General features: G+C 60.6%; 17 protein-coding genes and 1 pseudogene. 2 read left to right on the forward strand and 16 right to left on the reverse strand.

The window, feature by feature from the left end:
• Position 1: 1 nt before the first annotated feature.
• The 15 genes and pseudogenes from M0D67_RS29540 to M0D67_RS29610 form a co-directional block, all read right to left on the reverse strand.
• Positions 2-835 (reverse strand): AraC family transcriptional regulator, encoded by an 834-nt coding sequence (locus M0D67_RS29540; protein ID WP_154561090.1) that lies wholly within the window; start codon positions 833-835, stop codon positions 2-4.
• 123 nt (positions 836-958) lie between these two features.
• The gene (locus tag M0D67_RS29545) at positions 959-2,461 is read right to left on the reverse strand and encodes a DHA2 family efflux MFS transporter permease subunit (RefSeq protein WP_266240693.1); all 1,503 of its coding nucleotides are present in this window, start codon (positions 2,459-2,461) and stop codon (positions 959-961) included.
• 209 nt (positions 2,462-2,670) lie between these two features.
• Positions 2,671-3,348, reverse strand: coding sequence for a glutathione S-transferase family protein (locus M0D67_RS29550; protein ID WP_171928164.1), 678 nt, complete (start codon positions 3,346-3,348; stop codon positions 2,671-2,673).
• 75 nt (positions 3,349-3,423) lie between these two features.
• Entirely contained in the window at positions 3,424-5,064 is a 1,641-nt protein-coding gene (locus M0D67_RS29555) for an AMP-binding protein (RefSeq protein ID WP_171928165.1), read from the reverse strand.
• A gap of 76 nt (positions 5,065-5,140) precedes the next feature.
• Complete coding sequence (locus M0D67_RS29560) at positions 5,141-5,536, reverse strand: RidA family protein (RefSeq protein ID WP_054033712.1); 396 nt, start codon at positions 5,534-5,536, stop codon at positions 5,141-5,143.
• Positions 5,533-5,976 carry a thioesterase family protein gene (locus M0D67_RS29565; protein ID WP_154561082.1) on the reverse strand — a complete coding sequence of 148 codons (444 nt, stop codon included), beginning with the start codon at positions 5,974-5,976 and terminating at the stop codon, positions 5,533-5,535. The genes M0D67_RS29560 and M0D67_RS29565 overlap by 4 nt, the downstream gene beginning before the upstream one ends.
• On the reverse strand, positions 5,973-7,181 hold the full coding sequence (locus M0D67_RS29570; protein ID WP_154561080.1) for an acyl-CoA dehydrogenase family protein: 1,209 nt from the start codon (positions 7,179-7,181) through the stop codon (positions 5,973-5,975). The genes M0D67_RS29565 and M0D67_RS29570 overlap by 4 nt, the downstream gene beginning before the upstream one ends.
• Before the next feature lies 1 nt (position 7,182).
• Positions 7,183-8,034, reverse strand: coding sequence for an enoyl-CoA hydratase family protein (locus M0D67_RS29575; protein ID WP_154561078.1), 852 nt, complete (start codon positions 8,032-8,034; stop codon positions 7,183-7,185).
• A 23-nt stretch (positions 8,035-8,057) separates the two neighbouring features.
• On the reverse strand, positions 8,058-8,615 hold the full coding sequence (locus M0D67_RS29580; RefSeq protein WP_168435731.1) for a MarR family winged helix-turn-helix transcriptional regulator: 558 nt from the start codon (positions 8,613-8,615) through the stop codon (positions 8,058-8,060).
• Positions 8,612-9,385 carry an SDR family NAD(P)-dependent oxidoreductase gene (locus tag M0D67_RS29585; protein WP_171928166.1) on the reverse strand — a complete coding sequence of 258 codons (774 nt, stop codon included), beginning with the start codon at positions 9,383-9,385 and terminating at the stop codon, positions 8,612-8,614. The genes M0D67_RS29580 and M0D67_RS29585 overlap by 4 nt, the downstream gene beginning before the upstream one ends.
• Positions 9,382-11,754 (reverse strand): bifunctional salicylyl-CoA 5-hydroxylase/oxidoreductase, encoded by a 2,373-nt coding sequence (locus tag M0D67_RS29590; protein ID WP_171928167.1) that lies wholly within the window; start codon positions 11,752-11,754, stop codon positions 9,382-9,384. Before M0D67_RS29590 ends, M0D67_RS29585 begins: the two co-directional genes overlap by 4 nt.
• A 174-nt stretch (positions 11,755-11,928) precedes the next feature.
• The gene (locus tag M0D67_RS29595; protein ID WP_266240694.1) at positions 11,929-15,285 is read right to left on the reverse strand and encodes an EAL domain-containing protein; all 3,357 of its coding nucleotides are present in this window, start codon (positions 15,283-15,285) and stop codon (positions 11,929-11,931) included.
• 410 nt (positions 15,286-15,695) lie between these two features.
• Positions 15,696-16,439: an acetoacetyl-CoA reductase gene (phbB, locus tag M0D67_RS29600; RefSeq protein ID WP_266240695.1), complete on the reverse strand. Its 744-nt coding sequence runs from the start codon at positions 16,437-16,439 to the stop codon at positions 15,696-15,698.
• A gap of 140 nt (positions 16,440-16,579) precedes the next feature.
• Positions 16,580-17,146, reverse strand: coding sequence for a TIGR01841 family phasin (gene phaP, locus M0D67_RS29605; protein WP_154561070.1), 567 nt, complete (start codon positions 17,144-17,146; stop codon positions 16,580-16,582).
• Positions 17,147-17,439: 293 nt separating this feature from the next.
• A pseudogene (locus tag M0D67_RS29610) lies at positions 17,440-17,634 on the reverse strand (hypothetical protein); the annotation flags it as partial.
• A gap of 734 nt (positions 17,635-18,368) precedes the next feature.
• Between M0D67_RS29610 and M0D67_RS29615 the strand changes: the two are divergent.
• Together M0D67_RS29615 and M0D67_RS29620 are read left to right on the forward strand one after the other, a co-directional pair.
• Positions 18,369-20,516: a S53 family serine peptidase gene (locus M0D67_RS29615; RefSeq protein WP_266240696.1), complete on the forward strand. Its 2,148-nt coding sequence runs from the start codon at positions 18,369-18,371 to the stop codon at positions 20,514-20,516.
• Between the two features lie 234 nt (positions 20,517-20,750).
• Positions 20,751-20,909: a hypothetical protein gene (locus M0D67_RS29620; protein WP_166618200.1), complete on the forward strand. Its 159-nt coding sequence runs from the start codon at positions 20,751-20,753 to the stop codon at positions 20,907-20,909.
• 145 nt (positions 20,910-21,054) lie between these two features.
• Here the strand turns inward: M0D67_RS29620 and M0D67_RS29625 are convergent.
• Positions 21,055-21,264, reverse strand: a 210-nt coding sequence (locus M0D67_RS29625; protein WP_266240697.1) for a hypothetical protein, incomplete at its 5' end; no start/stop codon positions are given.

Below are 21,264 nucleotides of genomic sequence, written 5' to 3' on the forward strand. Positions count from 1 at the left end.
ATCAAGCCTTCAACGGTAGCCAGATTTCGAGCCCACCCATGCCGCTGACCGGATCGAACTTCTCGTCATAGCGCTCGAAGTTGGGCGCATCGGCGGGAATATGTCCCGATGCCGGCAGCCACTGATTCCAGATCGTGTTCCAGGTGCGCCGTATGGTCGAGATATGCTCGCGGTGGTTGAACACAGCGTAGCGCTGCGGGGAAATGCGCAAGCGGCTCAGTTCGGCAGGCAATGCCGAAAAGTCGCTGACTTCGACGCCGCATAGATAGTCGACGTTGCCGGCGTCGTCGGCGTTGTAGCAGACGCCATACGCCACGTTGCCGACCTGGCCCGGCACTCTGCCGAAGTATTCGCCAAAGCGCTGCCACTGCGAAGGAATCGCGGCGCAGGTTTCGCTTGTATAGCGCTCGCTCAGGCCCGCGACGAGAAACGGTTTGCCGTCTTCGAAACGCGGCGGTTCGAGATGCGTGAGAAGGGTTTCGTCCATTTTGATCGGCTCCACGATAGCAATGTTGTCGAGATGACCACGCGCGCGCAGCGCTTCGGGCGTCAGTCCGAATTGCTCGCGAAACGCACGCGTGAATGCTTCGTGAGAACCGTAACCGGCGTCGATGGCGACCGTCAGAATATCGGGTGCACCGTCGGCGAGACGCCGTGCCGCTTCGCTCAAGCGGCGCGCGCGAACATAGCGCATGACCGAAAGCCCTGTGGCCGCTTCGAAAGCGCGCGCCAGGTGAAAGCGCGACACGCATCCACAGTTGGCGATGTCGTCGAGCGTCAACTCGCGAGCAAAGTGGCTTTCGATAAACCAGAGCGCTTTTCCAACGGGGTTCATTTCGGCTCTCACGTCAGCATGAAGCCAGCATAGCCAGGCGCGATGCGGCGCATTTGATCGCGCTTGCGGTTTTTCGGTGGGCGTCTGATTGACCGCGATCGACCCTGTCTCAGGTCGGGCAGGTCAGTAGTTTTCGGTCGCTGCCGCGTTACCGGCGCCACGCGACTGCGCCGCAGTGGACCCGCCGTCGCCGTGTGCATCTGCATGTGCGTTTGCGCTACCAGGTTGCCCCGGGCGCAGCAGCAAACCACCCAATACACCCGCCGCTGCCGCGAAGATCGCACCGAACAGGAACGCCACGTGGTAGCCGCTGTTGAGCGCCGTCACCGCGTTTTCAGAAGCCTGCATCGCGTCGCTACGCGCGGCCGCGAGGCTAGCGAGCACGGCGAGGCCGAGTGCGCCACCCATCATGAACGACGTATTGACGATCCCGGACGCGAGACCCGAGTCGCTCGGATCGACGTCGCTCATGGCGGCCAGCAGCAAGGGATTGAATGCAATGCCCGCGCCGAAGCCGAGCAGGATCATGCCGGGCAACACGTCGAGCACAAAGCTGCCATTAACCGGTGCGCGAGCGAACAACGCGAGGCCACACGCTGCAGAGAGCAGCCCGGCGGCAAGCGGCGCGCGCAGACCGAAGCGCATCACCACGCGCGCCGACAGGCCCAACGAAAAGAACGCCATGATCAGATTGGCCGGCAAAAACGCGAGCCCGACCTGCAAAGGCCGGTAGCCGAGCACGCGTTGCAGATACAACGCGGAGATGAAGAACCACGCGAACATTGCCGCCGCCCACAGCACACCGACCACATTGGCGGTTGCGACATTGCGCAGGCGGAACAGACCGAGTGGCATCAACGGATGCTGCACGCGCGCTTCGATCACGAGAAATACGGCCAGCAGCGCGAGCGCGGCGAACAGCAGTCCGAGCGTCTGCGCCGAGGTCCAGCCTGCCTCGTTGCCATTCACTACCGCGTACACGGCCAGCATCAGCGAAGCGGTGACTGTGGCCGCACCGGCCACGTCGAGCCGTTCGCCATGAGCATGGCCGCGTGCCGATGGCAGGAGCGCGACGCACAGCGCGTAGACGGCGATGCCAATCGGCAAGTTGACCAGAAAGATCCAGTGCCAGCTCAGCAGGTTGGTCAGCAGACCGCCGAGCAACACGCCGATGCTGCCGCCGCCCGCGCAGACGAAACCGTAGATACCCATCGCTTTCGCGCGTTCGCCCGCTTCGGTGAACAGATTCATGATTAGCGACAGCGAAACAGCGGAGACGACTGCGCCGCCCAGACCCTGCACGGAACGCGCGCCCACCAGCAGGATTTGCGAATTCGCCATGCCGCATGCGAGCGACGCCAGCGTGAACAGCGTGATGCCGCCGAGAAACAGCTTGCGATGGCCGTAGAGATCGCCCAGCCGTCCGCCCAGCAGCAGGCAGCCGCCGAAGGTGAGCATGTACGCATTGACCACCCACACCAGCGAGGTTTCGGTAAAGCCGAGGTCCGCGGCGATCGACGGCAAGGCAACGTTCACGATCGTCGTATCGAGCACGATCATGAGCACGCCGAGGCACAGAACGATCAGCGCCAGCCAGCGTTTGTTGCCGTGGATGGAATGGGTCATGCAGGGGCTCCTTTGCCGTGGTCTATCGAGCGGAAGCGGGCTCAAGCAGGCTCAAGCGGGCACCAGCGGATGCAATCGAATGCCGGACGTTCCGCCGCTCGGCGCGAAGTCGAAGCCCGGTCGGCAACCCGTTGATGGCAATGGGGATTTTTAGTCTAGCACCCGCGAGTTTTAAGCCACAACTACGAATTCCTGGGCGGCGTTGGCCGTCAATCGCCGCCCAGTAGTTCGTACTTGCCACCGCGCTCCAGCGCTCGCTGATAGGCGGGCCGTGCGTGAATGCGTTTCAGGAAATCGACGACGGCGGGAATCTGCCCTTCCATGCCGCCGCGCGCGGTGGCGGCTTCGAGCGGAAAGCTCATCTGAACGTCAGCCGCCGTGAAATCGTTGCCGACGAACCACCCGGTCGCACCCAATTCCTTATTGATGTAGCCGAGGTGCAGCTTCAACTGCGGATCGATGAAGCTCGATTGCAGCGTCCACGCGATCTTGCGGGCGATCGGCTTCGCGAAGAACGGCATCGGCGCGCCGGCGATGCGCAGGGCGATCAGTTTCAGCAGCAGCGGCGGCATCGCCGAGCCTTCCGCATAGTGCATCCAGTACGTGTAGCGCAGCCGCCCGGGCGTGCCCGCTGCGGGCGCGAAGCGGCCTTGACCGTACTTGTCGACCAGATACTCGATGATTGCGCCGGATTCGGCGAGGGTCTGGCCGTCGTCCGTAATGACGGGCGACTTGCCGAGCGGATGCACCGCGCGCAACTCGGGCGGCGCCAGCATCGTTTTCGGGTCGCGCTCGTAGCGCTTGATTTCGTATGGCACGCCGAGTTCTTCGAGCAGCCACAACACGCGTTGCGAGCGGGAGTTGTTCAGATGATGGACGATCAGCATGGGTCGAAGGAGGTTGGCCGGTGAAGCGTCACATCATAGGGGCGTTGTGCCGAGGCGGGGCTCCAAAAAAGAGGGCTACCCGAGCGTACGCAATTCAAAGCGTTTGATCTTGCCGGTTTCGGTGCGCGGCAGCGAGTCGATGAAAGCGATGACGCGTGGGTATTTATACGGCGCCACGCTATTTTTAACGAAATCCTGCAGTTGCGCGACCATTTGGTCGTCAGGCGTATAACCTGGGTTCAGCACTACGAAGGCCTTGACGATCTGTCCGCGCGTCTCGTCGGGTACGCCGATCACGCCGCATTCGGCCACCGCGTCGTGTTGCATCAACACGCTTTCCACTTCCGGGCCGGAAATGTTGTAGCCGGCGGAGACGATCATATCGTCGGCGCGGGCCTGATAGAACACGTAACCGTCTTCGTCGAGATAGACCGAGTCACCGGGAAGATTCCAGCCGTCGCGAACGAACTTCGCTTGCCGTTCGTCGGCGAGATAGCGGCAGCCCGTCGGCCCGCGCACCGCGAGTTTGCCGATTGTGCCAGCCGGGACCGGTTGCATGGCGTCGTCCACGGCCTGCACGACGTAACCCGGCACCGCGCGACCGATGGCATGCGGGCGGATCGCGTCGCCTTGCGCCGAGATGAAAATATGGATCAGCTCCGTGCCACCGATCCCGTCGATCATCTCGATGCCGCTTGCGTCGTGCCATAGCCTGCGCGTCGAATCCGGCAACGCCTCTCCCGCCGAGACCGTTTTCTTCAAGCTTGAAACGTCGTGATGCGCAACGAGCGGCGCCATCTGCCGATAGAACGTCGGCGCGGTGAACATGATCGTCGTGTGAAAGCGCTCGACGGTTTGCAGCAAGGTCTCAGGCGTGAGCTTCTCGATCAGCACCGTCGACGCGCCCACTCGCAGCGGAAAGCACAGCAAACCACCGAGGCCGAATGTGAAGGCGAGCGGCGGCGTGCCGCAAAACACATCGCTCGATGAGGGTTTCAGAACATGCCGCGGAAACAGATCGCACATCGCCAGGACGTCGCGATGAAAGTGCATGCAACCCTTCGGTGCGCCCGTCGTGCCGCTGGTGAAGGCGATCAGGCAGACGTCGTCAGCGGCGGTATCGCAGGCGGTGAAGTGGCCCGGCTTGTTGATCGCGAGGGTGTCGAGCGAATCGGCGGAATCATCGTGAAACAGGCGCGTTTGTTTCAAACCCGCACAGTAGAACTCGTCCTTGGGATCGTTGCAGCGTGCGAGTTCGGCGGTCAGGCGTGCGTCGCATAGCGCGGCGTTGACTTGCGCCTTGTCGATGATCTGCTTGAGTTCTTTCGCACGCAGCAGCGGCATGGTGGGCACCACGACGAGGCCGGCTTTCAGCGCCGCGAGCGCCGTCACTGCCATGTGCAAGGTGTTCGGTCCGCGTAACAGCACGCGGTTGCCAGGCTGCAAACCCATTTCATCGACCAGCACGTGCGCGCTGCGATTCACCAAGGCGAGCAACTCGCCGTAAGTGGTCGCCTGCGGTTTTCCATCCACGTCCGACCAGATCGCCGGACGGTCGCGATGTCCCGCTTCGATCGTTCTGTCGAGCAATTCCGTCGCGCAATTGAAGCGCGCCGGGTAAGCAACGTCCGGGTTGTCGAGCAGAAAGACAGGCCATTGATCCTGCGGCGGAAGATTGTCGCGCGCGAAGGTATCGACGTGTGCTGACGGTTCCATCATGGTCTCCCGGGCGTTGAGCCGGCTGAATGCGCTTCGGTTGGCTTGGTGGCTGGCTATTGCGTGTTTCGTGTGCTTACTGCGGAATCACTGCCGTGGCTTCGATCTCGACCTTGGCTTCGTCTTCGATCAATGCAACGACCTGTACCGCGCTCATCGCGATGTCGTAGTCGCCGATCAACTCGCGAAACGCACGGCCGATATCTTTCAGCGAGGCGAGGTATTCGCGCTTGTCCGTGACGTACCACGTCAGCCGGACCAGATGCTCGGGCTTGCCGCCCGCTTCGTGCAGGACGGCGAGGATGTTCTTGAGCGCCTGAATCGCCTGCTGCGCGAAGTCGGTGGTCTGAAAACGCGCCTGTTCGTCCCAGCCGATCTGGCCGGCGATGAACACCTGCGTGCCGGTTGCGGCAACGCCGTTCGCGTAGCCGCGCGGCTTGATCCAACCGGCGGGAAGGAGAGCTTTTTTCATGAGCGATGCGCCTCGATGGATTCAGGCTGTGGGACAAACGCCGCGAGCGCGCTCGCGATGTCTGTGGGAATGTCGATGGATGTGCCGCTTTCGAGCGATGTCGTTACCAGCACCTGTTTCGCGCGAAACCGGATTTCGTCGCCGTGCTGGCCGACGATCTCGATACTGATCGAGCGGCGCCCGACCTTCGTGACGCTGAGTGACAGCGTGATCGTTTCGCCCATCTGGCTCGGCCGCGAAAACTCGCAATCGAGTCTGACGATCGGCAAACCGACCCGGCGTTGCGCGATCATTTGCGCATAGTCGATCTGCATGCCTTCGTTGAACCAGTCTTCGACCAACGCGTTGGTCATCACCAGATATTGCGGAAAGAACACGATGCCGGCCGGATCGCAGTGCTGGAAGCGGATACGGACAGGTCGTTCGAAGGTCGCGTTCATTTCGCTGCGTCCTTGATGGCTTCCGCGGCGTGCGCCTTCAGAAGGTCGCGGCCGACAATCAACTGCTGCACCTCAGTCGCGCCTTCATAGATCCGCAACGCACGAATTTCACGGTAGAGCATCTCGACGGCTGTGCCGCTTTGCACGCCCATGCCGCCATAGAGTTGCACGGCGGCGTCGATCACCTGTTGCGCGCCTTCGCTTGCGTGCCACTTGGCCATTGCGGCTTCACGCGTGACCTGTTCGCCCTGATCGCGCAGCCAGGCTGCGCGATAGACCAGCAATGCGCTGCTGTCGATCGTCAATGCCATTTGCGCGAGCTTGGCTTGCGTCAACTGAAAATCGCCGAGCGTCTGTCCGAACATCTTGCGCGACGCCGCACGCGAGAGACCTTCAGCCATCGCATGACGCGCGAAGCCCAACGACGCTGCCGCCACCGAGGTGCGGAAAATATCCAGCGTACGCATCGCGAGTTTGAAACCTTCGCCGGGTGCGCCGAGCATCTGGCTGCGCGGCACGCGTGCGCCGGCAAAGTGCAAACGCGCTAGCGGATGCGGCGCGATCACGTCGATGCGTTCGGCGATTTCCAGACCCGGGGTGTCGGCATCGACGATGAAGGCGGTGATGCCGCGTGCGCCCGGCGCTTCGCCGGTTCTGGCGAACACTACGTAGAAGTTGGCGATGCCGCCGTTGGAGATCCACGTTTTGTCGCCGTCGAGTACGTAGAAGTCGCCGTCTTCGCGCGCTGAGAGGGACATCGCAGCGACGTCCGATCCCGCTTCCGGTTCCGACAAAGCGAAGGCGGCGATAGCCGTGCCATTTGCGACCCGTGGCAAATAACGTGTCTTTTGCTCATGAGTGCCGCCGAGCGAGATCGCGCCAGAGCCGAGTCCCTGCATCGCCAAGGCGAAATCCGCGAGACCGGAATGCTTGGCGAGCGTCTCACGCAGCAGGCACACCGCGCGCGTGTCGATCGTGTCGCCATTCCCGCCGTAGGCAACGCCGCCGACACCGTATTTCAGCCAGCCCGCTGCACCGAGTTCACGGACCAGGCGGCGGCAGGTTGCATCGACGTCGTCATGTTCTACGTGCGAGAGATTCGCGCGGCACCATGCTTCGATACCCGCAGCCAGTTCGCGATGGCGTGGTTCGAAAAACGGCCAGGCCAGTGCGCTGTGCAGATCCAGATCGCTGTTGGTGCTCAATTCAATCTCCCTCGAAGACAGGGCGGGACTTCGCGGCAAACGCGCTATACGCACGTTCGAAATCGCGCGTGCTCATACAGATTGCCTGTGCTTGCGCTTCCGATTCGATCGCTTCGTCGATGCTCATGCTCCATTCCTGGTGCAGCATCTTCTTCGTGATGCCGTGCGCGAAGGTCGGACCGGCGACGAGATCGGCGGCGAGCTTCTGTGCGTCTGCGATGAGCGCTGCCGGTTCGCACAGGCGGTTATAGAAGCCCCATGCGTGGCCCTCGTCACCACTCGCCGAGCGGCCGGTGAACAGCAATTCGGCGGCGCGTCCCTGACCGATGATGCGCGGCAGGATCGCGCAAGCGCCCATATCGCAACCCGCGAGGCCGACGCGAGAGAACAGAAACGCGAGCTTGCTGCGCGCGGTGCCGAGCCGCATATCGGACGACATTGCCAGGATCGCACCGGCGCCGGCACAGACGCCGTCGACTGCGGCGATGATGGGTTGCGGGCAGTGACGCATCGCTTTGACCAGATCGCCGGTCATGCGCGTGAACAGCAACAGTTCCGGCATCGGCAGATCGATCAGCGGCGCGATGATGTCGTGCACGTCGCCGCCGGAGCAGAAGTTCTCGCCTGCGCCGTGAATCACGACTGCCTTCACGTCGGTCGCGTACGCGAGTTGCCGGAACAAATCGCGCAACTCCGCATACGATTCGAACGTCAGCGGGTTTTTGCGTTCGGGGCGGTTCAGCGTGATCGTCGCGACCTTGTCGGCGACCGACCAGCCGAAGTGCCGCGCCTCGTAACCGGCGAGTGTCAGGCGGTTGCCGGCTAGCAGCGCGTCGGCGTTGGATCGTGTCATGAGTGTCTCCAGTTCGGTGCGGATCAGTCTTTCAGACTGTCGAGCAGATGTTGTTTGAGTTTGCCGAGGCGCTGATGGGTGCGCGATTTTTCGTCGAGGCTCAAGCCGCCGAACAGTTCGACAACCCATTGCTCATGCGCGATGGCCATCTTGTCGAACGCCTTGCGACCCGCGGGTGTGAGGCACACGCTGATCGAGCGGCGATCGTTGGGATCGGTGCCACGCGAAACCAGACCTTCTTTTTCGAGCTGATCCGTAATGCCGGTCACGTTGCCGCCCGTCACCATCAAACGGCGCGACAGTTCGGTCATCTTCAGGCCTCCCGGATGACGTTCTAGTTGTGCCATCAAATCGAAACGCGGCAACGTGGTGTCGAATTCGTTGCGCAGGCGCTTGCGCAGTTCGGCTTGCACGAGATTGGTTGTGGTCAACATGCGCAACCATAGACGCAGGCCCATGTGACTATCGGCGCCGGTACTCATTTCCAGATCCACGACGTTCTCCGCTGGTTTGGCGACGCCTTTGCGCGGCGGCTTTGTTTCAGCCGTCGTAGTCTTTTTGAAGTTCGATAACTTGGTCACATTACTTCTCCACCGGAGATGGAAATGGATTGACCCGTGATCGCGTCCGAGCCGGGTTGGCAGAGCCAAAGCACTGAGTTCGCGACTTGCTCCGGGCTCACGAAACGACGCTGCGGATTCGTGCGCAGCAAGGTTTCACGCGCTTGTTGTTCGGTGCGTGAGGTCTTGCTGGTGATCTGTTCGAGCGATGCATGCAGCAGTTCGGTTTCTGTATAACCGGGGCAGACGGCGTTGACCGTGATGCCCTTGGTTGCGACTTCCAGCGCGAGTGAACGCGTCAGGCCGATGACGCCATGTTTCGCGGCGCAGTAAGCGGCGACGTAGGCGTAGCCGATTTGCCCCGCCGTGCTCGCGACATTGACGATGCGGCCGTGGCCACGCTCGAGCATGCCGGGCAACACGGCGCGCGTGCCGAGGAAGACGCCGGTGAGGTTCACGTCGAGCATGCGCTGCCAGAGCGCCATGTCGGTGTGAGTGAAGGGCGCGGCTTGCGCCTGGCCGGCGTTGTTGACGAGGATATCGATTGCGCCGGCTTGTGCGAATGCCTTCTCGACCGATTCTTCGCTGGTGACGTCGACGCTGATGCAGGCGACCTCGCCGAGCCCGTTGAAAATCTCCCGCTGCGCATCGAGACGTTGTGCGTTCCGTCCCATCAGGGTGACGCGAGCGCCAGCGTGCAACAGCGCTCCGGCCACTGCCGCGCCGATGCCGCTGCCGCCGCCTGTGACGACAGCGTGCTGTCCTGCGAGGGTCGTGTTGGGCGTATTCACGTGGTTCCTTCAGCGCGTTGCGCGCGTTCTTGCGGCGACAAGCCTGCGTTCGCGGCGGCCTGTGCACGCTCGCGTTCGAGATTGCGCTCGAGTTGCGACTTGGCTGCCGTGTAAGGCTTCGGCCACGTCACGTCCAGATAGCCGATTTTTGCGGCTTCATTCAACGTCCACGACGGATTGGCCAGATGCGGCCGCGCGATCGCACAGAGATCGGCACGGCCCGCCGCGATGATGCTGTTCACGTGGTCCGCTTCCGAGATCGCACCAACGGCGATGGTTGCGATGCCGGCTTCGTTGCGCACGCGGTCGGCGAAAGGCGTCTGGAACATGCGGCCAAACACGGGCTTTTCCTGCTTGCTGACCTGGCCCGACGAGACGTCGATCATGTCCGCGCCTGCGGCTTTGAACGCGCGAGCAATTTGCACGGCGTCGTCGGGCGTGGTGCCGCCTTCGACCCAATCGTTAGCGGAAATACGCACGGAAATCGGTTTGTCTTGCGGCCAGACAGCGCGGATCGCCTTGAAGACCTGCAACGGGTAACGCAGACGGTTTTCAAGTGAGCCGCCATATTCGTCGGTGCGCTGATTCGTCAACGGCGACAGGAAGCTCGAGAGGAAATAGCCGTGTGCGCAGTGCAGTTCGAGCCAATCGAAGCCGGCTTCAGTGGACATTTGTGTGGCGCGTACGAATTGCGCTTCGATTTCTTTAAGTTCGTCTCGTGTGGCTTCATGCGAGGTCTGACTGACGCCGCTTAAATATTGCTGCGGCGAAGCGGACACGAGCGGCCAGTTGCCTTCGTCAAGCGGCTGGTCGATGCCTTCCCACGCTACACGTGTCGAGCCTTTTGCGCCGGAGTGCCCTAGCTGAATGCCGATCTTCGCGTCCGATTGACTATGCACGAGATCGACAATTCGCTTCCATGCCGTGAGATGCTCCGGCGCGTACATGCCGGGACAAGCGGGCGTGATGCGCGCTTCGGGCGACACGCAAGTCATTTCCGTCATGACCAGCCCGGCGCCACCCATGGCGCGGGCACCGAGATGCATCAGGTGATAGTCACCGGCGATGCCGTCGACGGCGGAGTATTGCGCCATCGGCGAGACGACGACGCGGTTTTTCAGGGTGACGCCACGCAACGTGAAGGGCGTGAACATTGGCGGAACGGAGTGCTTTTCAGGCGCGCGTTCAATGCCGGAGCGGTGTGCGAGCCAGTCTTCGAACGTCGAGAGATAGGTCGCGTCACGTTCCCGCAAATTCTCGTGCGAAATGCGCTGCGAGCGCGTAAGCAGCGAATACGCGAACTGCTCCGGTTCGAACGACGTATAGCGGTCGACATGCTCGAACCACTCCGTCGAATTGCGCGCGGCGTTCTGGATGCGCAATACGTCGATACTGCGGACATCCGTGTAGTGCTGCAACGCAGCGGGCAAATCACCCGGATGCGCGCCCATGCTGTTGGCGAGTTCGATCGAATCTTCGAGCGCGAGCTTGGTGCCCGAGCCGATCGAAAAGTGCGCGGTGTGCGCGGCGTCGCCCATCAGTACGATCGGCGTTTGCGTGCCATCGGCGTTACCGCGCCAATGAACCCATTCCTCGTTGACGACGCGCGGGAAGCGAATCCATTGCGACGACCCACGCAAATGCGCGGCGTTCGACAGCAACGGGTTGCCATCCAGATACTTGGCGAACAGCTTCTCGCAGAACGCGATGCTATCTTCCTTGCTCATTTCGTCGAGACCGGCGGCGCGCCACACGCGCTCCGGTGTTTCCACAATAAACGTCGAGGTCTGATCGTCGAAGCGGTAGGCGTGGGCCTGGAACCAGCCGAACTCGGTTTCTTCGAAGGCGAATGTGAAGGCGTCGAAGAGCTTTTTTGTGCCGAGCCAGACGAAGCGGCAATCGCGCATGTCGATCGCGGGCTTGTAGGTGGCGGTGTACTTCTGACGGATGGCGCTGTTGGCGCCGTCACAGGCGATGATCAAGTCGGCGTCGTAGGTGGTGTCGTCCGTGACCTGGGTTTCGAAAACCAGCTTGACGCCCAGTTCTTCGCAGCGCGCCTGGAGGATATTCAGCAGACGTTTGCGGCCGATGCCGCAGAAGCCGTGGCCCGACGAGCGAACCTGCCTGCCGCGGAAATTGATCTCGATGTCGTCCCAGTGGTTGAAGGCGTCGAGGATCGCGTCCGCGCTCGGGGCGTCGGCGGCGCGCAGATTGCCGAGCGTCTGGTCGGAGAAGACCACGCCCCAGCCGAAGGTGTCATAGGGGCGGTTGCGCTCGACCACCGTGACGTCATATGCCGGGTTCCGGCCCTTCATTAACAGGCCGAAGTACAAGCCGGCCGGGCCGCCGCCGATACATACGATGCGCATGTTGACTCTCCATGTGGACCTTTCTCTGGAGAGTAATTTAGGCGTCGATAGTTTAGATGTCAAGTAAATTGTGGGACGGCGCGCGTGCGCGTTGCGGCGGATGATCAGTCAACAAATGAAGCGGGCGAGACGCGCATCGTATACCCGTTCACCGGACGGGTGTCCTGTCGTTGGTCAACTACGTGTATCAACCCCGCGGAGAAGAACTTCCTCCATAGGGGCGGGAACATGGACGAAGTACCCCTGTATGTAGTCGGCTCCCATGTCTCGCAGCAATGCCGCGACGGCGGCTGTTTCGACGAATTCCGCAATGGTCTGCTTGCCGACTGCCTTTGCTACATCGCAGATACACCGCACCATCGCCTGATCAATGGGGTCATGTTCGAGATTGGTGATGAACTGTCCGTCGATCTTGAGGTAGTCCACAGGCAACGCTTTAAGGTAGCCGAACGACGATGCGCCACTTCCGAAATCGTCCAGGGCGAAGTGCATGCCGCGCAATCGCAGCGACTGGACGAACTCCGTTGCAACTGACAGATTCGTGATCGCCGCTGTCTCTGTTACTTCAAAGCAAAGCTTATGCGTGTCGAATTGAAATGAGTCAGCCAGATCCCTCACGTACCGATGGAAGGCGTGGTCACCAATGGACTGGCCGGAGAGGTTCACCGCGATACTGTCAACGTGGTCCAACTGGTCGCGATGGTGTGTCATCCATGCGAATACGCATTTGACCACCCAGCGGTCAATGCGGGAGGCCATGTGGAAACGTTCAGCCGCTGACAGAAAAACGTCGGGCAGTACCAGAGTCCCATCAGACTCGCGCAGGCGCAACAGAAGTTCGCACCGAAGATGGTTCTCCTGCTGACCAAGCGCCCGTATGCGCTGGGCATATAGCTCGAAACGGTCTTCATCGAGGGCCTGCTCCAGACGCGTGACCCACTGCATCTCGCCGTGCCGCGCGATTACGGCCTGATCGGCGTCGAACCACGAGTGCACACGGTTACGCCCGGCGTCCTTGGCGGCGTAGCACGCATTGTCAGCGGCCTGAAGCACGGCCGCAGTCGTTGGCCAGCGCTCGTCAATGGGTACCAGACCGATGCTCGCACCAATATGGAAGCGACGTTCGTTGTAGGCAAATCGAAATTCGTCGAGGCGCTCGCAGATCTGGGAGGCGACCCGACGGGCCTGCTCCGTGTCGCATTGCTCCAGGATGACGCCAAACTCGTCGCCTCCTAGCCGGGCTAGTGTGTCGGTTGCCCGGATACACTGTCCCACCTGTTCCGTCACTTGTCGCAGCAACTGGTCGCCGGCGATATGCCCGAAGGTATCGTTCACGACCTTGAATTGATCAAGGTCGATGTACAGCATGGCGTGTTTGCTGCCTGCCTCGCGTGCATGGATTAGCACGCGGTTAAGTTGCGTTTCGAATTCCGCGCGATTTAGCAACCCCGTGAGGGCATCATGTGTGGCGCGATAGCTCATTTCTTTGGTGAGCCGACGTTCTTCGGTCACGTCGTGAAACACCAGAACGACACCCAGAACTTCGCCAATCGCACTGACGATCGGGGCAGCGGAATCCTTGATCGCATGTTCTGCACCGGACCGTGATATCAGGACGGTATTGTCAGTGTTACCTACGACGCGGTTCTCACTCAGACACTGCGTGACGGGATTCGGAGCGTGTACGCGCGTTGATTCGTTGCGGGCATCAAATACATCGTCCAGCGGAAGGCCGCGCGCCTGGGCAATGAGCCAGCCCGTTAGTCGCTCTGCCACTGGATTCAGGTATGTGACGCGACCGTGCGGATCGGTTGTGACGACGCCGTCGCCGATTGAATGCAACGTTATCTGGAGGAATTCATGCTGTTCGGCAAGGGTCGCCTGCATCCGCTTGCGCTCGGTGGTCTCGAGGACCAGAACAGCACACTGATTGGGGCCGGGGCGATATGCCACCATGTCAAACCAGCCGTCCGCTGCTGTCGGTATATCCTGTCGCGCAACCGGCTCGCCGGTGAGTACAACCCCAGTTAGCGTGCCGAGCCAGTCCCATTCCAGGTCTGCCAGCCCGGCAAACACCTCGGAGACCTTCCTGCCGATCATGAGATCGGACGGAATATGACTTGTCCTTGCAATTGCCGGATTTGCCGCGACGAACCGGAAATCGACAACCTTCGCAGTTGCGTCGCTGACAATATCCAGCAATACGAATCCGACCTGCATGTGCTCAAAAAGCGCGCGATACCGGCGCTCACTTTCGAGCAGGGTGGCCTCGACCTTCCTGCGCTCAGTGATATCCTCGATCACGGCCATGGACCGCCATGGCACGCCGTCGCTCTGCCTTTCGAGAAAGGCGGACAACAATACGTCGATCACTTCGCCGTCCTTGCGCACCATTTCGTATTCGACGTTGCGGCAATGACCGGTGCGGAAGAACTCGGGAAGCACGACCTGACGGGCGTACTCGCGCGACGCGGGTGTCAGGAAATCGGATGACGGCCGCCCCAGCACCTCGACCCGGTCATACCCAAGCGTGCGAAGCCATAAGTCGCTCACGCTTATGAGCCTGCCTTGCACATCAATCGAGTGAAGCATCGCCGGGGTGCGTTCGTAGAGTTCGCGATACCTCCGCTCGCTCTCGATCAACGCCTGTTCGGCGCGCCTGCGTTCACTAACATCGCGTCCCACTGCATGGATCGCCACAATCCGTCCGTCGATGTCTGTCACCGGTCGGTAGTTCCAGCGCACCCATCGTTCGACATTATTTATCGTGGACATACGGGCGACCAGCGTCGCACCCAATCGACGCGTCACCACATCACGTAGAGCCGCGGCCACCGATGCGCGGTCCTCGTCGGCAACCGTATCAAGCAGGTTGGCACCCGCAAGCCTCGACGAGGAGCCGTCCATATAGCGTGCGGAGGCGTCGCTAACGTAGCCGATCTCTCCACTGGAACTGGCCAGCACGACGAGGTCTGTTTTCGGCTCAGGAGCGGTGTTCAGATTGAATCCCTTCCCGAACGGGGCGTCGGCGAGGGCACCCGCAGTGGGATTGAGCAGGCAGGTGCTGACAATATGCGCCAGGCTGTCCAGAGCAGCACGTTGCATATGAGTCAGTCGTTGCGGCTCGCATGCCGCCACCGACAGCACACCTATGCACTGCCCCATCGGGAGAAGGATCGGCGTATTTGCATAGAACCGGATCTCAAGCGTACCGAAGATGAACGGATTCTGGGCAACGCGAGGATCGTCTGCCGCATCGACCACCTCAACCGCTTGATGGTCGCCCGCAACGAGCAGGCAGAACGCCGCCTCAGCGGCCGTCCACTCTTCCGCAGATAACCCGACATCTGAATGAAGCCAGCTCGAGTCAGGATCCGGCAAGGTTACTGCGGCGATCGGCACCTCGCAAATCGTCGCAGCGAGGCGTGCGACCTCTTCAAAAACTGAGGTGATTGTGCCACTGACAATAGCCGAATTGATAGCGTCGCCACGATGCGCGGGCCGGTACTCAGGCAGACGGTGAGATGTCATGTCGGGGTTCCCCGGAAGATTGCACGACTGAATGCGAAAGGTATCAACAGCGTACGCTGGTTTTTTGTTTTTGCCGTTTCCGGAACATATCTTGACTGACCGTCCCGACAAGGACCACAAGTCTGCACGGCAGGGTGAATCTGTCATGGATGCGATAACGGCTGGTTACCGTCGGCGCGCAGGCGAGCGGAGACGGCGCGATTCCGAAGGTAGGCGAGCAATGCGCATACCCGGTCCGGCGTGACCGCACAGAGGACCGAAGAGCGGGTCATGTACTTTTGCCTTGCGCATACCATGTACGGATTGACGGTCACGCAGACAAGCGTCCTCCCGGCACGGATGGCTTCGCTACCCCACGCTTAACCGTCTGAACCTCAGAGTTGCCTTGATCCGGACGTCGGCACTTCGACTCACTGGAGGTGCTGGCCGCCGTTGATGGCGATATTCGCCCCGGTCAGAAAACCTGCCTCGCGCGAACACAGGTACAGGACTAGCGCGGCGACTTCGGCGGGCTGTCCGAGCCGTCCGACAGGTATCTGGGGAATGATCCTGGTTTCGAGGACGTCCTGCGGCACCGCCATCACCATCCGCGTCGCAATGAATCCTGGCGAGATCGTGTTAACGGTTACACCTCTTTTCGCGACCTCGAGCGCCAGCGATTTCGTGAAGCCGTGGATGCCTGCTTTCGCGGCCGCATAGTTGGTCTGGCCGAAGCCGCCTTTGGAACCGATGATCGAGGATATATTGATAATGCGTCCCCAGCCACGCTCGACCATGCTGTCGCAGACGGGCTTCGTCATGTTGAAGACCGAATCGAGGTTGGTGCGGATGACTGCATCCCAGTCGACCTTGTCCATCTTCCTGAAAACGGCATCGCGGGTGATACCGGCATTGTTGACCAGGATGTCAACCGGGCCCACTTCGTCGAGGATTCTTCCGGCACACGTTGCACACGATTCGTGGTCCGCCACATCGACGGCATAGGCGTGGAACAGGCGGTCCTGGGTTTCCATGCGTGCAAGCCACGCGTCGACGCCTGTGTTTTTAGGCGAGTAAGTGACAATGGTCGTGTAGCCGGCATCGCGCAGTCTGATGCTGATGGCTTCGCCAATCCCGCCGGTCCCACCTGTGACAAGGGCGATCTGATTCGTCATTTCCGTTACCTGATCGTCGATTCAAAGAAAAAAGCGACGCACGGGCCTCCGAAAAGATCGGAGCGTTCCCACACCATGAATTTCGCAGTTTGACGACCTGCAGATGCGGACATAACAGCCGTACGTCGCGGAAGGAACGACTACTTCGATGTAGCACGAGCAGCCCGTTCGGCCGCCTGCCTGGTGGTTTTTGACACGACTTCACTCACTGCTGCGGCATTGCTTTCTGCAGCGAGGATCGCCTGTTGAGTGGCCTTGTACGTCGTCTCGTACCAGGTGCCTGCGGCGGCAATCGCAGACTTCAAGGATGTAATGGCGGTTTCTGCAGCGGCCGGCGCATGCCGCGCGGCCCCGCCAATCGCCTCCTGCAATTTGCGCTGCTGCCCAGTGACATACTCATTGATGACGTTTGCAAATTCCAGTTGGGAATTTGATGCAATGGCGAATAATTGCCGGTAGTACGACTGGATTTGCGGCGCGATCCGTTCCGCCGCGCCACTGTGCAGTGCGCCCCATTCTTGAAGACTGTTTCCCGATAGCGCTTCGAACACTACCTCTCTGGTTTCGGTGATACTCGACCTGGCGGTTTTCAGATTCAGTTCGATCATCTTCTGAAAAATCTCGACGGTTCTGTTTGCCAAAGCAAACGATGCTTCCATGCTAGCCTGTTGCCCCACAGAGTTTTGCTCAGGATTCCACAGATTCATCGCTTGCTCCAAAAAGGTGACAGGAAAGGGGTACGTTGAGAGAGAAAAAAACCTTCATCCAATGAAGCCGGGTTGTGTCAAAAGATCTTCGCCCCTGCGCCCTTGACGACATGGGCATCTGGAGCGCCGATATCGGCTTCTGCCACAGGTTCGAGAGGCAACGCTGAGGCGAGGGGATGCTCCGATCTGCCTGTACAGCATCTGCAGTCCCGTCGCCGGGACAGCACTGCCTTCGGCTTGCTGCCGGGTGCGGTGCGTCGTGGACGGCGCGGCTCATCATGCTGCTCCACGTCGAACCGGTCCAACTGCAGAAGCAGGCTATCGATCGAGCATAACTGGACCTTCGTGAGATGGCACGAGTCGAGTAACCGGTAGAGCCGTCTGCGCCAATATTCGGCTGGCAGAATCGGGCCGTCTTCAAACCCGCATAACGACGGACGCATCACGCACTCGATGTGCGCGATGTCCTCATCGATCAATATACCCATGCCCGCCCCCGGTGCATTTTCGAATACTGCTCAATGACGTGTTTTACATTCGTGTGTGACCGGTACTATAGGTCTATCTATCTTCGAAATCCAATCTTAAATCGTGCATATGGCGATGCCGATGCCTGTCCGTAAATAGTTCGATAGAAAATCGTTAAAAAAGAACGCGCAATTCAAACACCTTTTCGCTTTGGCGTAACGCTATATGTCGAAGCAGGGGCTCCTTGTGCGAGCGTAACTCTGGCAAATATCCAATGTGCATGACGTTCGCTGGGTGGAGAAGGAATCAAACGGCGTCGTTGCCGCGTGGTGCAACAGCGAAGAGTCAATTTATTGGCGAATTCAGCACCTGTTACGTGCCGCACGATGGTGCACACGTGGTGAATTCGAGCCCGCCGAATCGTGCAAACGGGCATAGGGCGGCGGAGCCTTGACAGCGGCTCAATGGTTCCTACTATCGATTGACTGACCGGTGCCAGGACGAGAGCGAAGACTGCCTTTCTCTCCGTGGCATGGGAAGTTGCGGTCGAAGGTGAGCGGCCGTCGCCGCGACCTGAGGTTGTCTGCGAGCAATGTACGTCCCTACGCTCAATGCTCTCAGGAAGGCCGTTGAAATTTGCCCCGGCTGGATGATTGGGGTGCTGTCTCGACAAGCTCCGAATACGACTTGCTGCTGATTTTCGGATGCATAAGGTGGGTGGCCGATGTTGCGAGGGCGTGTACGGAGAAACGACATGTTCACTCGATTCCAATCAAGATTCCGGGTCATTGTTCTGATTCTTTTCACTGTGGTTTGTACGTCATCCGAAGCAATAGCGCAAACGACACGGCAGCTCGTCACTCAGGTTGTCGACGAGCGGCAGACCATTGAGCTGGCCGGCAATATCCGACCCGAGGCAAGCGCGCAGAACGATCTCGGGCGGGTCGACGACACGCTTGCGCTTGACCACATGCAGCTTCTGCTCAAGCGCCCAACCGAGACCGAAGCGGCTCTCGTGCGCTTCATCGATCTACTCCATGATCCGAAGTCGCCCTATTTCCATCAGTGGCTCACGGCCGAGCAATTCCGCGCGAATTTCGGTCCGGCAGACGCCGATGTGAGCATGGTCAGCAATTGGCTTTCGAGGCACGGACTCACGGTGAACGGCGTGCAGGCAGGTGGCATGGTGATTGACTTCTCGGGCACCGCCGGGCAGATCCGCGACGCGTTCAGGACAGAAATTCATCGGCTCGACGTGGGCGGCGTCGGGCATGTCGCGAACATGAGCAATCCCCGAATTCCGGCAGCACTTTCGGATGTGGTGAATGGGATCGTGTCACTGAATGATTTCCGGCCGCACACAAATTTCAAGTCCAGACCCGAATACACGTACACCAGTGGCAGTTCAACCTATCATGCAGTCGCTCCCGCGGATCTCGCTACGATCTACAATCTGAACCCGATGTTTCGTTCCGGCATCTCCGGCCAAGGCCAGACGATCGTCGTGATCGAGAACACCAACGTTTACAGCCCAGCCGACTGGACGACCTTCCGCTCGACCTTCGGATTGTCCAGCTACACGTCGGGCTCCTTTACTCAAATCCATCCGGTGCCGGCAAGCGGTGCGAACAACTGCACGAATCCCGGAGTCGTCGCGGGCAACGAGAGAGAAGCTGAACTGGACGCAGAATGGGCCAGTGCCGCGGCTCCAGGCGCCGCCGTCGTACTCGCGTCCTGCGGGGACACCAGTACCACGTTTGGCGGCCTGATCGCGCTCCAGAACCTCGTGAACAGCAGCAACCCGCCGGCGATAATCAGTATCAGCTACGGCGAATGCGAGGCGATGAACGGGGCCACCGCCAATGCCGCTTACAGTTCGGTCTACCAGCAGGCGGTGGCCCGCGGCATCTCTGTTTTTGTCTCGGCCGGTGACGAAGGGGCCGCGAGCTGCGACGCAAATTTGGGAAATGCCACCCATGGAATCGGAGTCAGCGGCTTTGCCTCGACACCCTACAACGTTGCGGTTGGGGGCACTGATTTCGGCGACACCTATGCCCGGACCACGGCTTCTTACTGGACCGCGGCAAATGCCGCGACCTATGGCTCGGCGATATCTTACGTCCCGGAAATTCCGTGGAACGATTCCTGCGCCAGCGTGCTGATTGCTGCTGCGAACGGCTACCGCACGACCTATGGCACGACCGGTTTTTGCAACAGCCCGACCGGCAACGCCAATTACCTGACGACGGCGAGCGGCAGCGGCGGCCCAAGCGGCTGTGCGGCGGGTGCGCCGTCGGTGAGCGGTGTCGTGAGCGGAACGTGCCGCGGCTATGCCAAGCCGGTCTGGCAAACGCTGCTTCTGCTGTTGGGCAACCCCGCCGACGGCGTGCGTGATCTTCCTGATGTCTCACTCTTCGCGGCCAACGGCGTTTGGGGCCACTACTACATTGTCTGCGATTCTGACGTGCCGGATGGCGGTGCGGCTTGCACAGGAGCCCCGAGCGGGTGGGCCGGCGGCGGGGGAACGTCATTCGCCGCGCCGATATGGGCCGGGTTCCAGGCCCTGGTGAACCAGGCGACCGGGTCCCGGCAGGGTAATCCGAACCCGGTCTACTATTCCCTCGCGGCCACGGAATATCTGTCGGGCGGGACCAGCACCTGCAATTCGAGTCGCGGCAATGGCGTCGCCAGCAACTGCGTCTTCTATGACATTACGCTCGGCGACATTGACGTGAACTGCTCAGGCACGAATGATTGCTATCGCCCGAGCGGCAATTACGGCGTCCTCTCAACGAGAAACAGCAGCTATTCGAAAGCGTACGGCACCGGTGCTGGTTGGAACTTTGCCACCGGCATCGGCACGGTCAACGTCACCAATCTGATGAACGCCTGGCCGCGTTGACCGGTTCGATAAGTGGGTGTGTGGAGGCTACGCGCGCCGCGCAGGAGACCCCTTGGGGGGAAGCGGCGCTTGCGTTCGCGCGTCGGTCGATGATTGTTTTCGCCCATGTTGTTCAGCCGGGCGCCGGCTTTGGCGAAGAGTGCAGCGCAAGCCAGTTAGAACACGCCATGGACCAACCGGTAGCGCACGCGGCTCATGTGCCCGCGATAAGTCATGTCGTGAATGGAGGTTCCGATGAGTGAAGCAGTCGGAATCGTGATGAGTTCGTTCGTGCTGGCGATGGCACCCGTGTTCGTCGCCGCTCATTATTACCGGGAGCAGATGCGCCGAAAGCGGCTCAGGCAACTGGCTCACCGTCACTACTGGCCGCACTGGAGCAACGCCTGGCATTGAGCTTTTGCGCTCGCTGCGCTGTTGTTGCGGTACCAGGGGGGCGCGTCGTTGCCGGCACGTACGCGCGCACGGGTTTCGTCAGGAAACGCACACGGGCAATACCTACGCAATGGCTGCCGTCGCGCCGTACGCCACGCGGTAAACATCAATTCGGGCGACGCCGAAACAGCGATATCTTGTGACTCGGCTGCCGCGTTCTCAGGCGCGGTGGCCGCCTTCGGATGCTGCTGGTCCTCTCAACCAGCAGCATCCCCTCGGTCAGGGCTTCACCGCCCTGGATTTTTTTTCGCCCGACATGGGCGCACTCTTGTGGGTGCAAGGCGATGTAAGAAACGGACGATTTCAGTTCTCCGGA

The organism is Paraburkholderia sp. SECH4 (assembly GCF_030511745.1).
In the GTDB taxonomy this organism is placed as follows: Bacteria; Pseudomonadota; Gammaproteobacteria; order Burkholderiales; family Burkholderiaceae; genus Paraburkholderia; species Paraburkholderia madseniana.